The organism is Faecalibacillus sp. MSK20_93 (assembly GCF_020589945.1).
Taxonomy (GTDB): Bacteria; Bacillota_I; Bacilli_A; order Erysipelotrichales; family Coprobacillaceae; genus Faecalibacillus; species Faecalibacillus intestinalis.
The window spans coordinates 22,455-36,534 of the sequence record NZ_JAJDKA010000028.1; the positions used below are offsets into that span (position 1 = coordinate 22,455).

The 14,080-nt window shown below is 37.1% G+C and carries 18 protein-coding genes; all 18 read right to left on the reverse strand.

The window, feature by feature from the left end; all coding sequences use genetic code 11:
- Complete coding sequence (locus LJD34_RS09340; RefSeq protein ID WP_147579580.1) at positions 1-618, reverse strand: flavodoxin family protein; 618 nt, start codon at positions 616-618, stop codon at positions 1-3.
- A 906-nt stretch (positions 619-1,524) separates the two neighbouring features.
- Positions 1,525-3,969, reverse strand: a complete 2,445-nt coding sequence (locus LJD34_RS09345) for an ABC transporter permease (RefSeq protein WP_227359722.1) — start codon at positions 3,967-3,969, stop codon at positions 1,525-1,527.
- Positions 3,966-4,640 carry an ABC transporter ATP-binding protein gene (locus tag LJD34_RS09350; RefSeq protein ID WP_227359723.1) on the reverse strand — a complete coding sequence of 225 codons (675 nt, stop codon included), beginning with the start codon at positions 4,638-4,640 and terminating at the stop codon, positions 3,966-3,968. Before LJD34_RS09350 ends, LJD34_RS09345 begins: the two co-directional genes overlap by 4 nt.
- A 115-nt stretch (positions 4,641-4,755) precedes the next feature.
- Positions 4,756-6,000, reverse strand: coding sequence for a sensor histidine kinase (locus tag LJD34_RS16615; protein WP_227359724.1), 1,245 nt, complete (start codon positions 5,998-6,000; stop codon positions 4,756-4,758).
- Positions 5,997-6,686 carry a response regulator transcription factor gene (locus LJD34_RS09360; RefSeq protein ID WP_107028965.1) on the reverse strand — a complete coding sequence of 230 codons (690 nt, stop codon included), beginning with the start codon at positions 6,684-6,686 and terminating at the stop codon, positions 5,997-5,999. The genes LJD34_RS16615 and LJD34_RS09360 overlap by 4 nt, the downstream gene beginning before the upstream one ends.
- Positions 6,687-6,706: 20 nt before the next feature.
- Complete coding sequence (locus LJD34_RS09365; protein WP_227359725.1) at positions 6,707-7,009, reverse strand: 23S rRNA methyltransferase; 303 nt, start codon at positions 7,007-7,009, stop codon at positions 6,707-6,709.
- A 167-nt stretch (positions 7,010-7,176) separates the two neighbouring features.
- The gene (locus tag LJD34_RS09370; RefSeq protein WP_227359726.1) at positions 7,177-7,533 is read right to left on the reverse strand and encodes a hypothetical protein; all 357 of its coding nucleotides are present in this window, start codon (positions 7,531-7,533) and stop codon (positions 7,177-7,179) included.
- A 32-nt stretch (positions 7,534-7,565) separates the two neighbouring features.
- Positions 7,566-8,168: a GIY-YIG nuclease family protein gene (locus LJD34_RS09375; RefSeq protein ID WP_227359727.1), complete on the reverse strand. Its 603-nt coding sequence runs from the start codon at positions 8,166-8,168 to the stop codon at positions 7,566-7,568.
- Entirely contained in the window at positions 8,169-8,417 is a 249-nt protein-coding gene (locus LJD34_RS09380) for a hypothetical protein (RefSeq protein ID WP_227359728.1), read from the reverse strand. It abuts the gene before it with no gap.
- 62 nt (positions 8,418-8,479) lie between these two features.
- Entirely contained in the window at positions 8,480-8,608 is a 129-nt protein-coding gene (locus LJD34_RS16440; protein ID WP_264474807.1) for a hypothetical protein, read from the reverse strand.
- Positions 8,609-8,625: 17 nt separating this feature from the next.
- Positions 8,626-8,808, reverse strand: a complete 183-nt coding sequence (locus LJD34_RS09385) for a Sec23/Sec24 zinc finger-containing protein (protein WP_227359729.1) — start codon at positions 8,806-8,808, stop codon at positions 8,626-8,628.
- Entirely contained in the window at positions 8,801-9,112 is a 312-nt protein-coding gene (locus LJD34_RS09390) for a hypothetical protein (RefSeq protein WP_227359730.1), read from the reverse strand. The genes LJD34_RS09385 and LJD34_RS09390 overlap by 8 nt, the downstream gene beginning before the upstream one ends.
- A 1-nt stretch (position 9,113) precedes the next feature.
- A complete protein-coding gene (locus LJD34_RS09395; RefSeq protein WP_227359731.1) occupies positions 9,114-9,593 on the reverse strand; it encodes a helix-turn-helix domain-containing protein in 480 nt (159 codons plus the stop codon).
- A 284-nt stretch (positions 9,594-9,877) separates the two neighbouring features.
- A complete protein-coding gene (locus LJD34_RS09400) occupies positions 9,878-10,366 on the reverse strand; it encodes a zinc ribbon domain-containing protein (protein ID WP_412301355.1) in 489 nt (162 codons plus the stop codon).
- A complete protein-coding gene (locus LJD34_RS16810; protein WP_412301354.1) occupies positions 10,332-10,475 on the reverse strand; it encodes a hypothetical protein in 144 nt (47 codons plus the stop codon). Before LJD34_RS16810 ends, LJD34_RS09400 begins: the two co-directional genes overlap by 35 nt.
- A 136-nt stretch (positions 10,476-10,611) precedes the next feature.
- Complete coding sequence (locus LJD34_RS09405; RefSeq protein WP_227359733.1) at positions 10,612-11,622, reverse strand: DUF4238 domain-containing protein; 1,011 nt, start codon at positions 11,620-11,622, stop codon at positions 10,612-10,614.
- 256 nt (positions 11,623-11,878) lie between these two features.
- Positions 11,879-13,681, reverse strand: a complete 1,803-nt coding sequence (locus tag LJD34_RS09410) for a recombinase family protein (RefSeq protein ID WP_227359734.1) — start codon at positions 13,679-13,681, stop codon at positions 11,879-11,881.
- A 72-nt stretch (positions 13,682-13,753) separates the two neighbouring features.
- Positions 13,754-13,900 (reverse strand): SHOCT domain-containing protein, encoded by a 147-nt coding sequence (locus tag LJD34_RS09415; protein WP_005339673.1) that lies wholly within the window; start codon positions 13,898-13,900, stop codon positions 13,754-13,756.
- Positions 13,901-14,080 lie beyond the last annotated feature (180 nt).

Consider the following 14,080-nt stretch of genomic DNA (forward strand, 5'->3'; position numbering starts at 1 on the left):
TTAACGAATAAAGTTTGTCGTTCTCTTTTTATTTTGAGGAACTTCAATTCCTGCTTTTTTACCAGCTTCAATACATTTTAACATCCAAGCCATATTTTTACCTAAAGCATACATTGTATCTAATCCCTCTCTATCTTGTTCAACATCACTTGGTGTATGTCCATGCACTTCATTCCAATAGTTTGATGTGACAATAGGCATTTCAGAAATACTTAAATGCTTGTTTAAAACATCCATACTTGTGACACTTCCTGCTCTTCTTGATGAAGAAATCACAGCTGCTGGTTTATGAACAAATGCAGATTTAGCACTATAAAAAACACGATCCATAAAGCTTTGAATTTTACCTGTTGGATGTGCATAATAAACAGGTGTTCCAAAGATAAAGCCATCTGCATCTTTTGCCATTTCTACAAATTCATTAACACAATCATCAAAAATACATTTTCCTGCCTTCGCACATGTATTACAAGCAATACAATCTTGTAAAGGAACATTAGGAATATGATAAATCAATGTTTCTATTCCTTCTTCCTTTAATGCCTTTTCTACTTCTTCTAACGCTCTATTTGTACACCCTTTAGGATGTGGTCCTCCATTAACTAATAATACTTTCATTTCCTTTTTCCTCCTATTTTTATTGTAAATCACTCTTTATAATATGACAAATAATTATTTGTATAACTTGATATAAGAAAAAGAAATCACTAAGATTTCACAAATCTTATAATATTTTCAATGTGGAACGACATAACTGCAAGTACGTCTACCCTTTTTACATATGATAAGTACGTATGGTCAATCGTATCTACTACATTATTTAACGATTGAAAAGTTATCGTTAAATGTTATAAGTTCGGATAATCCCCCTTTAGCAACCCATTTCTTCGCATTGTCCTTATCTATCAAGGATAGCTCTTACCTCCTGTTCCAAAACACATCTCCCTATTTTTATAAAACTATTTTTTAAGCCTAACACCTAATAGACTTTCAATGAAATCACGAGCACACTTGCGTTTCAACTTGCTTTGATTTATCTGATTGTGATAGTTTTCAAACTCCAGTAACAAAATGCCAATAGTTTTTTTATTACTTTTTTCTAGAAATGGGCAAAAAAAATAGAGCATATAGATTTCTCTATACACTCTACCTTTTCATTTCATATTAAATTTTTGAGTTCGAAAAACTAGAAGTTCACTTCTTATTATAAATTGTCCTCTCGAATTTCAGATAACGACTGTCCTAAAAGATCAGCTTTCCTTCATCTCCTTCTGCCAGCATCCCATACTTTTTTCCATATACAGAAAACTCCATCCAAATGGTGTTCTAGCAAGGGATTTTTCCCTTGAACCCATCATTTATGATATATGGTGGCGCTTTTCGCCCCTAATAGTGAAAGTGGGGGCACTTTCTGCCCCCACTCAGGAAATGTTGCTAAAATACTGTTTAGATTTATCATACATACAAAATGGAAGTTATCTATTTCTCCTCTTCGTTAAGACCTAGTTCATTACATATTACTTGCTATCCATCATACCTTATTCTTTCAACCAGCGTTTCCTTTTTCAGATTACTGCTTAAAACGAGGGAAAGCACAATCTGCAACAGACCGACCAGCAAAATCATAGCAAGAATTGGTGTAATTGGAACATGATAGATATTCATTCCAAATATTCCATTATGTTTTGTATAGGAAAAAAGTGCATAGCCGAGCGGCAGACCAATGATTAAAGCTACGCATATGGTGCCAACCGTAAAAATCAGTCCCTGTAACTGCAGGCATAAATTTAATTGTTTATTTGTCATACCCACAGCCTGTAATACACCATATTCCTGCTTTTTTGTCGTAATATTCATGATCATGGTGTTTGCCATATTCATAAAACCGATGAGTCCTACAACCGCCATAAACAGATAACAGCCAAGCTTCATCATGCGAGCTGCTAATTCTGCAGATTGTAACTGTGCATGATAGGTATCCATTTTTATATGCGAAGCATTAGAAATCAAAATATTCAGACTCTGTTCCACAGATGCTACATCTTTTTTATCACAGTCCACCCACAGATAGCCATAGGCTGTTCCTCTCAGATTCATGGAACGGTATACACCTTCTGGAATGACAAGATAAGTGTCCGCACTTACAAAGGATCCTGCAATCTTTCCCTGATAGGTATAGGTTCCACTTCCATTCTCAAAGTCAAATGCAATGGATTCTCCCGGAGCATATCCATCTTGTTCCATCCACGTCGACCAGCCAAAGAAAATATCACCATTCTTTACCGCCTGTTCATAGTCCATAGAGCCAATATCCCCGTCTTGGCGCATAAAATCAAAATCCTTTTTACTCACAATAGTAGCCGGAAATCTCGTTCCGTTCAGATTTACAGAGACAATCTCTCTCGTCATGACATCTGTCACTCCCGGAATGCTTTTGATTTCTTCAATCAGCGAATCATTCAATGGATTGTCCGTCAGAATCGTATCCAGATTATTCTCCGGATATCTTTCATCATACTCAGCAGAATAGTCAAGCTGCAGTTCGAATTGTCCATGATTAACGGAAAGACGTGCTTCATGCTCCGTGTCAATATTTCCCACATAATTAGAGATAATCACAAACAATGTGCAAGAAAGCCCCATTGTGAGGATGGTACCAATGGTTCTTTTTGGATTACCCGTCACATTTGCCATTGCCATAGAAAACACAGTGACATTTTTTCTGCCAATTCGCTTTCCCTTTTTTTGTGTTTTTGTATTTTCTAAATACCGTGTTGCTTCGATAGGTGAAATCCGTGAAACAATTTTCATTGGTTTACGCAGTGCCAAAGCAACGGTAAGAAATGATACGAAAATACATAGAAACATAATAGGCAGAGAATATAGTGGCACCTGCTGATTTTGGACTCCTATAGAGCCAGTTCCGGTTGATACAAAGTTTCCCTGTTCTACCAGCCAGTTAAAACCGCATTTTGCAATCAGAAAGCCAAAAAGCAATCCAACTGGTATTGAAAAAAATGTCAAAAAAATGCCCTCTCTGAAGATCAGTTGTTTCATCTGCTTTTTTGTCGCTCCCAGAGCCTTAATTTTTCCATACTCCTGTATCTTGTTGGCAATACCGACCTGAAAAATATTATAAATGACCACAACAGAGAAAAGTACAATTGCAAGAATCAGAATTCCACATACCGCAATCATTTCATAACTCGGCTGCAAGACCCATTGCAAATAGAGATCATTGACTATAACGTTTTTTTCTTCGATCCCACAAGCTGCTGCAATCTGCTTTATAACCGAATCAATATTATTCATAGATACATTTGCAGAATCATTTAAAGTAAAATAAATATTATACTGTCTGTCATTCTCTGCGACGTGCTCATCATAAAACTCCTGTGACCCGAAAGCAACATAAGATGCCTCGATGGTATACTCATCCCGATCATATAGGATTCCGCTGACAACAAATTCTTCCGGCTTATATTCTGACTGCATCCCTGCGCGGTAATCCAGTGTAACCGTATCTCCGATCTTTACATCACCATACCCCATTGCACGAAAAAATGCTCTTCCTGCGGCAATTTCCTGCATTTTTTCCGGATACTTTCCTTCCTTCAACTCATATTCTTTATTATAAGGAAGCATTTTTCTTGCAGTCTCATCCATGCAGACAAACCCGCCTTTTTCATTGCCTTTTATGATACCTTCGGTGCACATAGTGCCTGTAGCATCTATTTCCGCACGGCGGTTTACTTCTTTTAACTGCGATCCGTCTGCGGAAACAAACAGACCATAATTGCTTCCATATGAGCTTGCCGCCTGACTTTTCTGCAAACGGATCATTCCATTTCCCACAGTACTGATAATCACAAGCAGCATCGTGGTCAGACAGATTGCTATCATGATCAGTATACTTCTTGTCCTGTTCTTTTTGTCATTTCTATATGCAATCCTGCTTATTGTCTTCATCTGAAATCCACCACCTGTCCGTCCTCAATCACCAGAATACGGTCAGCGACCTGTGCAATTTCGTCATCATGGGTAATCATTACAATTGTCTGTCCATATTTTTTTGCTGTCATCTTAAGCAGAGCGATTACCTCATCACTGGTCTTAGAATCAAGATTTCCGGTCGGCTCATCTGCAAATATAATTTCCGGACGATTCACCAGTGCTCTTGCAATTGCTACTCTCTGCTGCTGTCCTCCGGATAACTGATTTGGCAGATTATAAATCCGGTTTTCAATCCCCAAAGTTGCAATAATATCATTTACATACGCTTCATCCACTTTTCTTCCATCCAGCCCCAGTGGCAGTACAATATTTTCCCAGACATTAACAGATGAAACCAGATTAAATGCCTGAAAAACAAATCCGATTTTTCTTCTGCGGAAAACAGCAAGGGCATCTTCCTTCATCCTGTATAAATCTTTTCCTGCTAAAGTAACACTGCCTTTTGTCGGGGTGTCTAGCCCTCCAAGCATATGAAGTAATGTGCTTTTACCAGAACCTGACTTTCCAACAATTGCAACAAATTCTCCCCGCTTAATCTGAATGTCCACCTGATTGACCGCTTTGACCTGATTCTCACCTGCGCCATAAAACTTACAAAGCTGCTTGGTTTCTAATATCACACTCATGTGTTTTGCCTCCTTTTCATCCTACATCCAAATTGTATCAGGACAATCTTTCATTTCACTTTCAAAAAACGAGCAGAAGTCTTACAGAATTGTAAGACTTCTGCTCACTTAAAATTTAACCAACATATGGTAATTGAATCACAAACATGCTTCCTTTTTTCTTTTTGCCGGAGGTTACCGTGATCGTACCTGCGTGTTTTTCGATAATTTCTCTCGATAGAAAAAGTCCGATTCCTGTACCACTCTTTTCCATGACCTCCCTGGAACTTCCTCTGTAAAATCGTTGAAAAATTTTGTGATACTCATTCTGCGGAATACCAATTCCCTGATCCTCAATTTCTATTCTTACAAGATTGTTTCTTTTTTGCAACCGAATAAATATTTTTGAACCACACGGACTGTACTTGACTGCATTATCCAGAACGTTGATCACAGCTTCACCAAGCCACCTTTTATCCTGCATAATCGTGCATGTTTCCAACTCTTTTTCATAGTCAAAAACGAATTCTATCTCTTTCTCATCTGCTTTGGGATAAGTACGGTTCACAGCAGATATGACAGTATCCATAAGCGGAAGTTTTTTCTTATTCATCTGAATCAGTCCAGTTTCCATCTTGGATATTTCAAGAAGCGACTGCAATAATGTCTCCAGGCCATCCAGAGCACTCCGACAACGGACACGAAACTCCTCCTGTTCTGTGGCACTTAAGTCATTCTGCATCAGCACACTAAAGCATATATCTAAAGCTGCAACCGGTGTCTTTAACTGGTGAGAAATATCAGAAACCATTTCTTTCGTGCTCTCTTTTTCTTCCCGTGCTTCTTCCTTTAGCAACTGAATATGATGTCCGATTGCTTCAAGTTGATCATTCAAATTTTCCAGTTCTGTGTGATTTTCCGTTTTCAGTAAATCATCAAATTTATTTTCACGGAATCTAATCAGAATTTCTTCCAACTGATCTAAAATTTTCTGATGACACACATCTTCTTTTTTCTTCCAATAAAGTAAAAAAGTAAAAAGAAGCACGCATATCACAGTGCTTACAGCACCGGTCACCATAACCTGATGCCAGAATTGCGAATAAAATGCATTCCCTTTATTTCCCCAGTATCCATATTGCTCCAATAATCGCCTTCCCTGTTCGTTAGTTTCAATATCCTTATCCTTAAGCAATTCCGAAACAGCATCCAGCCCGGAAAATTCTTCCTTTGCAGCAATCTCTGTCATAAGATTCATTTTATATTTATAATCTTCATAAAACACATACATGGTAAAGCAATTTAATATTGCAAACAATATTATGACAGGCAATACCACAGAGAGCACTACTGTGATCTTCTTGCGATATCTCTTTATCACTGCCTTACCTCCTGATTCCATATATACCCAAGACCCCTGATATTCTTTATATAGACCGGTGCAGCCGGATTGTCTTCAATTTTCTTACGGAGTCTTCTGATATTGACAGCGATTGTATTTTCATCCACAAAATCCCCTTCCAGATCAAACACATTTTCCAATATTTGTGTTTTTGAAAGAATCTGTTTCGGATTCTGAAGAAAAAAAGTCAGCATTTTCAACTCCGTTTTTGTCAGACTGATTTCACGACTCTTTATCAGGACTTTCATTTCTCCTGCGATAAATACGATATCTCCCGAAATCATCTTTTCGGCTTCCGTTTTCTCCTGTCTGCGGCGGAAATATGCTTCTATTTTCAAAAGAAGTACCGAAAGACTAAACGGCTTTGTAATATAATCATCTGCCCCTGCTTCATATCCCATGACCTGATCCATCTCCTGATCTAGTGCTGTAAGACAAATAATGTATGTATTATAATTGCATCTCATCCACCTTACAAATTCCAGTCCATTCCCATCCGGAAGATTCACATCACAAATGGTAACATCCACATTATGATCACTTGCAATTCTTTTCGCTTTTTTCATTGATTCTGCTGAAAAAACCTCATATCCGGATTTTTTCAGTGAGAATGTAATTCCACGATTTAAATTTTCATCATCTTCAACCACGAGTATACCTGGCATAGCATCTGCACCTCCCTTTATTAACTATTCATCTTAAAATGCTTCAATGCCTCCACAATTGCACTCTCTTTATCTTCTGGACACTGCGGTTGCCCGCTATCTTCATTTTTAGGTAAATTATAATTCTTTCCAACCTCAATTCCGCATTTTCTCTTTACCTGTGAGATATACAGATTGGAAACCTTCATGCCGGCATTATGTTCAGCCACATACTTCTTTATCTCATCATATGTAGCCTTAGTCTCTGTAGATGTTATATCCATATCATCAAGTTCAATCGTGACATTAATGTAATCATCCGGCTTTTGTTTCAGTTGGGACAAAAGAACAACCGTCTCCACATGGCTCGGTTGTTCAACGAGTAACCTATAATCTCTCTACTGTATATGGCAATCGTGGAACAGTCATTTCCCCTTGAAAATCGGTATGTCGAGCCATCTAAAACCTTGATATTGCCATATTTATCGAACATGACAATATACTGATTCTCTTATTTTTCTTGTTCATCTTTACATAATTCAACCAGTCTATTAAGAGCAATAATGAACCAGCTCCTGTTGGGCATAGAAAGTATCTTTGCTACATCGTATGCCCAATGATTGAAATATCTCCATCTGGAATATATAGCCGATCCAAGCAAAGAAATATCATTTACATTTTCAATGATGGTATCTAAGGCTCTTGCATCATATACAGCTTTTTCGAATTTTTCTTCAAAAGCATGGCCACAATCCATCTCAAATTTAAGTGCTGAACAATCATCTGCCAAGTAGTGATCAACCAACTGTATATAATCAATGTCAGGATCACGAAATTTCTCGTTCCACTTCACGACAAAATTATACACATCTTTTCTTTCCGTTCAGTACTACCTCTTCACTAATTATCATTATATCCATTCTTGATGGTATCAAAGCATCTTTTCCAATATTGCTCTCTTTCTAGAATCTTTATTGGATCATATGAAAGACCAAAATATTCTAACAAGGTATATGTAAAATACTTCTCGAAATACTCCTCACCTTTTTGCTCGTACAGTGCTATAAGTTTCTTATTGCCACCATGTTTTGAATCCAGATAATTACCCCATCTTTGAGCAACTCCTTCTTCTCCTGTAGCAGATCCGATATATAATTTTCCAGTATGGGTATCGGTCAAGCAATATACTCCAGTTATCTTCTTTAACGCCTCATAATATGTAGGTAATATTCTACCATTAAATATGTCTAACAATCTATGAAATGGCAAATGCACTCTATCATAGCCTTCAAATTTCTCACCACTATAAATACAAGGCAGAATTTCCTTCACAATAGCTTGGTCGAGGTACTTACGCAAATTAAATACATATCTTGAGAAGGTATTTCCTTTTTTGCATTTGATGATGAGCCTTCCGAATAATGAAACAAATCTATCAAGCACTTGAACATCAGCCCAATCATCGGCTGGAGTATCTATTATCTGTGCAGCCGAAATAAGCAATCACTCATCTTCCGGCATTCTTGCGAAACTAAAAACCCATTGTCTAGGATAGAAATTCCTCTGTTTCCTATACCATCCCCAGTAAGAGCAGTCCTTACATGTTCCAGTTCCTTTTTCTTCGTCCGTATGCTTTAACCATCTATCAAGAAAAAGCTGACCACCACTTCCGGCTTGCATATTAAATTCAATTTTACTATTATCAATCTCTTCTTCCGTAAGATTTAAAATGTTGTTTAGTAACAACTCCATAAGCACACCTCATAAATTATCTCTTCTGTTTTTCAATCCATTTTAGAAGATATGGTCTATCGTTAATCATCATTTTGAGCAGATGTGGTTAACTCCATCATTTTTTGTGCATATGTATCCCCATCAATTTCTTCATTAGCATACTGTTGCATAAGCTCATCAATTTGTTCTTTTAATTCTTCTCTAGTCATATATTTATCTCCCTCAATTACTTATTAAAGTTTCTAAAATCTTCTTCTGATTCGTAAATATCATCAGAGGAAATACTATTTTTGTGGCCACACTCTGTACACTTCCAAACATAGTGATGATCATCAAAACCCGGCTGGTCGTTCAAATAAGCATTACAACGGTCACAATACCAATCGATTTCTGGAAATCTTTCACTCATCTTTGGCACCTCCTTCTTCATCTGGATGCATAGCATCGTATTCTTTAATACCATTTATAATCTCTTCCTTTGCTTTTGCAATTTCGATTTCGTTTTTCTTCTTTTTGGCTTTAAAGTAGTCAACAACCTTAATGGCAGCCACAGTCACCAACGAAGCCCCTACAGCAGCAGCTCCAATCCAAGGGAGCATCTCCATTTTCCCAGCATCTTTGCTTGTTAATTCAAGCATTTCCACATACTTCTCTGGTCCTCCAGCTACTTTTGCTGCTTTTGATAATTCTGCATAATCCCAATTCTGCGCCATACTATTCCTCCTCTTGACCTCGAATCTTTTCATCAAGCCCTTTTATAAGTTTTTCTGCTTCAGTAATACGTAACTGTTCTTCTGCAATTTCTTCTTGAAGATGCCTAATACTCTTCTTTTTTCTTGCAATGTTTTCTTTAGAAGATTTTATATTGGATAATAATAGCTTACGTATTTCTGATGTATTTACATGAGCATTTTTTATTTCATCATTCTTTATAAGCTGTTGAGCAAGAATTCCTCCTACAATCGCAGCAGTAGTTGTTGTTAATCCAACTGGTGATGCTAATAACCCAGTTGCAATACTAGCATACTTTGGAGAGGTCTTAAGAAAGGCATCCAACATTGCTTTTGTAACTACATTTCCACCTTTTCTTGATTTCTGAATTGCTTCAAGCTTACCTGAGCGAATCCATCTTCTCACGGTTTCTGGATTTGTATCAAGCATATCAGCTATTTCTTTTACGCTATAAGTATCCATGAGCAACTCCTCCTTGTAGCATTATATTAACACAACAAATGTAGTAATACAATAAAAAATGTAGTAATAAATTTAAAATTTTCTATGAACAAAAAAAACACCCTGCATCGCTGCAAGGTGTCCGTATCTTGTTATTTCTACGATTATCTCTTTAGCTCAAGCGTCATTCCAGACTTAAATTCAAAGATAAGCTTGTTATCAAAGACTGTAATCTTCTCAATGAGTCTTCTTACCACCTGTTCATCGTATTCAGTCACTCGGCTTGACTGTGTCTGCAGGAACTGTCACATCTCTTCGATTCGCTTTTTTAACATTTCCTGCTCGGCATCCTTGGTTACAACTGCTGCCTTCTTTTCCCTTAAAGCATCAATCTCATTTACAATAACATCGTACTCAGCATTCTTGTTCACGCACATTACAAGCTTTTCCTGAAGTTCTGCCATCCTTTGGTCGATGTACTCAAGAGTTGCTGTGGAGTCCCCATTCAGTACATCTTCAATATTGTGTTGTAGCTGTACCAGGAACCGCTCTCGTCCACCAAGAGTTTTATTAATAGCTCTTACCACTGCATTCTGAATCTCTGTTTCACTGATGGCATCGACATCGCATCCTTTCTTTGGACCCTTTTCAATTCTGCTGGCACATCTCCATTTGTTGTATGATGCACCCCTGGCCTTCCATGCCACTCTTCTGAAAATATCTTCGCATTTGCCACAATAGACAATACTCGATAATGCATTACTTGCTACTGTAGACTCTCTTGGTTTTTCCACCTTCTGTTTTAAGGTGTGCCCTGCGAAAGAGTTCTTCCTGCACCTGCATGAACAGCTGTCTTGGTATGATTGCTTCGTGGTTGTTCTCAACATAGTATTGCGGAACAATGCCGTTGTTAGATACTCGCTTTTTTGTAAGAACATCAACTGCTCAGTTGAATTAAAATTTGGACTCAAGATTGACGTAGAAAGATAAGCATAGACGCATGAAACCCTCCCAGCCATGATGGTTGAGAGGGTTGTTTTTAGTTATTCAATTGAACAATGAAACTTGAAGCATTTTTTTCAATTTCCGCATTATATCTCTTTACCGCTTCATCCGTAATATGACTAATATAGAAATTGGTTTCGTGGTCAGAATCTCTGCCCTGTGCCATTAAAATCCTAGGGGTTAGAGGTAATACGCCTTGTAATTTACCATCTCGTCTTCTAAATATAAAAACAGGATTATCACTGGTGTAAAATGTTTCAGAGCCATCTGCTACAAGAAAATGAAATGATGTATTTGCAAGATTTGCCATTGCATGAGTAAAGATTACTCCAGAATCATTTAAGTACTGACGATAAAATTTCAATAACAAATTATGCTTCATTTCTTCTGCCGCATTGTCAAGCATAGGTAATTCACGTTCTTCTTCTGGAATATCTATTTCATCTAAACGAAGAACTTCTTTACAAAGCCACTCCCAAGCAACATTAAACTGAATATTTGATTTTATACTTCTCCAATCTAATGCTGTATAGAATTTCATCAAATACTCCTTATTAGTATCTGGAATAATTCCATCTGGAGAATTCATTATTGCTTCTTCAAGCTCTGAACGAATGGTACCCCATGCATCCTCATATTTTGAAGACCATAATGCCTCTATGTCTCGTATCTTAACTTTATCTATTTCCGACTTTAATCTCTTCTTGCTTACAACAAAACCATCCTTTCTATAGACCGTCCAATTTTCAAAGTCATAATAAATCTTATTCAGTTCGAGATTATCCGAAATAATCGTATCGCCATAATGAACTTCTAAGCCATCTAAACAAGCAAATATCACATCAGCATCTTCTTTAGTCACAATGGGCATTCCTGCTACTATTGAATGATAGTTTGTTATACCAGCAACATTATCTTTATTACGTTCTACTACATCTCCTTTATTCTCTAGGTATCGAATGTATAAAGTACCATTACCATGTTCCCAAGCTGATAGATAAGTTCTTGGAATCAGATGATGATACTTCGCTTTTGTTTCAGCCATAAAGCCTTCTCCTTCCATAACATCTAATCCACTGCCTGCTATATAGCCAACAGTCGAGTTGCCGGATTAGACAACATCTATATCACTCACTCAAATGGAGTTTGCACCCTAGATAACATCTATCCTAGTGCCACAACCCACGACATCTAATACACAGCCTAAACCCTCTGACCGTTTTTACAGTAGATATCTTTCAATATAAGAAATACGGACTTTCATAAGCTACCTACTAATCTCAAAAAAGCCCGGAAATGCGCTACTTTTCAGCACTTAATTTTATTTTCTTGACAGCAAACATACAGTCTCCACATGTGTCGTTACTACTATCGGAACACATTTTATCAACCTCGTTGCTGTCATGTGAACACAATTCGTCAGTCCTATGTCGTCCTCTTGCATTTTTTCTTTGTGGTTTAAATTTAGCACCATCTACACTATTCTTCAAGCCCGTTTTATAAACAAAAATCAACTGTGCAGGGTCAACATTTCCGTTTTCATCAAGTCCACCTACAATTACTTTTTCAACAATGCTTTCAAACACATAGCGGTCAAATTTGTCAAGAACCTCATTCTGTTCCAAAGTTTTCTTAAACTCTTTCAGACGTTTTTTTATATCTTTTTCATTATCAGAAGTTTCTTGTAATTTCTGTCTTTCTTCAACAAGCTGTTCTTGTTTACTTACTAAGTCAGCATATTTGCTTTCGTAGGTTTCCTTATCAATAATTTCTTCCAGACGCATATCCACAAGTTTACTCTTTTTCTTCTCTAATGCGTCTATCTCTTTTTCTGCTTTTGCAAGTTGTTTCGACACCGCACTACTACTAAGCGTATCGTCCATTCTCTGCAAAAATTCTTCCAGAACATCTTTATTATCATCACATAACAAACGATAACTTTCTACAAATGCTTCTTCAATAGCTGTTTCTGGAATACCTTTGCTATGCTTACAGAATTTTTTGCCTTTCTTCGTAGCCGTTACACATTGCCATATAACTTTGCTGTACTGTGAACTGCTGTGCCAATTACGCCTTGTTAAAGTGCCACCACAGAAACCACATTCCAGCATACAACTGAAAGCATATTTCCTGCTATATTTTTCTCTCTTTGTGTTACCCTCTCCAATCTTTCCTCTATTAACATTTCTTCTGGCAAGAATTTCTTGTGCTTTTTCAAAAACTTCTTCGCTAATAATCGGTTCGTGATGATTGCGAATATAGAATTTATCTTCTTCTCCGAAATTCTCCAATCTCCGCTTTGAAATCGGGTCTACTGTAAAAGTTTTTCCTAACAATAAATCGCCTTTATATTTCTCATTCTTAATAATGCCAATAACTGTTGATTGTACCCATGTAGAACTTCCATACTTTGTTTTATATCCCAAGTTTTCAAGTTCATGTGCAATAACAGAACCACCAGCACCCTCAATATACCGATTGAAAATATAACGTACAATTTCTGCTTCTTCTTCATTCACGGTAATTGTTTTTGTATCTTTGTGATAATCATATCCAAGACAACCTTGAAAACCAACCAGCTCTCCCCGTTTCATTTTCATTTTCAAACCCTTTTTTACATTAGCAGATATATTTTCAACTTCCTGCTGTGCCACAGAACTAAGTACCACTAAAAGCAATTCTCCGTCCATAGTTAAAGTATTGATTTTCTCATCTTCAAAATATACTGCTATATTGCGTTCCTTTAACATACGAACATATTTTAAAGTATCTAGCGTATTTCTTGCAAATCTGGAAATAGATTTTGTAATAACCATATCAATTTCTCCATTCATGCAATCATTTATCATACGTTGGAAATCTTCTCTTTTAGCCACTTGTGTACCTGTGATTGCTTCATCAGCATATATGTCCGCAAGTACCCACTCTTTATTCTTCTTAATCATGTCTGTATAATAGGCTACCTGCGACTTATAACTGTTTAGCTGGTCTGCACTATCTGTACTAACCCTGCAATATGCACCAACACGCATAAGTTCAATCTTTTTTCCTCTTGTACGAGTTTGCAAATCATTCCTTGCTTTGATTATTTCTACTTCTTTCACAGAACCACTCCTTTTATATTTGCTTTTTGTATTCCTTTTGTAGTGTTATTATATAATACTCAAATATACAATTCAAGCGGTTATATCTGAAACAATTTTATAATCTTGCATAAGTTTTGATTTTACTAAAGCATATTCCTTTTCAGAAATCATTTTACGGGCAAGAAGTTGGTTCAACATGGCAATCTGCATACTATATCGTATTAGTTTTTTCTCCATATCAATTCCCCCTTGCTTGTAATTTCTAAGCAGACAGACGGCTCTGGAAAGCTCCGTTAGTATCTCAACTATTCCCATTCTTATGGGCAGAACCGCACCATGCGGACGTATCATTATTCTGTGAAGATAGGTCGTGGCAAAACGACTTTTCCAACAGTCGCTCTCGGATCACTGCGTGGG

What these genes read in the sequence shown, in the direction of transcription:
- LJD34_RS09340 (WP_147579580.1), bottom strand. Translation starts at nt 618, where the DNA reads ATGAAAGTATTATTAGTTAATGGAGGACCACATCCTAAAGGGTGTACA.
- LJD34_RS09345 (WP_227359722.1), bottom strand. Translation starts at nt 3,969, where the DNA reads ATGAAGACAATAAGCAGGATTGCATATAGAAATGACAAAAAGAACAGG.
- LJD34_RS09350 (WP_227359723.1), bottom strand. Translation starts at nt 4,640, where the DNA reads ATGAGTGTGATATTAGAAACCAAGCAGCTTTGTAAGTTTTATGGCGCA.
- LJD34_RS09360 (WP_107028965.1), bottom strand. Translation starts at nt 6,686, where the DNA reads ATGCCAGGTATACTCGTGGTTGAAGATGATGAAAATTTAAATCGTGGA.
- LJD34_RS09380 (WP_227359728.1), bottom strand. Translation starts at nt 8,417, where the DNA reads ATGGAGTTGTTACTAAACAACATTTTAAATCTTACGGAAGAAGAGATT.
- LJD34_RS16440 (WP_264474807.1), bottom strand. Translation starts at nt 8,608, where the DNA reads ATGACTAGAGAAGAATTAAAAGAACAAATTGATGAGCTTATGCAACAG.
- LJD34_RS09385 (WP_227359729.1), bottom strand. Translation starts at nt 8,808, where the DNA reads ATGAGTGAAAGATTTCCAGAAATCGATTGGTATTGTGACCGTTGTAAT.
- LJD34_RS09390 (WP_227359730.1), bottom strand. Translation starts at nt 9,112, where the DNA reads ATGGCGCAGAATTGGGATTATGCAGAATTATCAAAAGCAGCAAAAGTA.
- LJD34_RS09395 (WP_227359731.1), bottom strand. Translation starts at nt 9,593, where the DNA reads ATGGATACTTATAGCGTAAAAGAAATAGCTGATATGCTTGATACAAAT.
- LJD34_RS09405 (WP_227359733.1), bottom strand. Translation starts at nt 11,622, where the DNA reads ATGGCTGAAACAAAAGCGAAGTATCATCATCTGATTCCAAGAACTTAT.
- LJD34_RS09415 (WP_005339673.1), bottom strand. Translation starts at nt 13,900, where the DNA reads ATGGAGAAAAAACTAATACGATATAGTATGCAGATTGCCATGTTGAAC.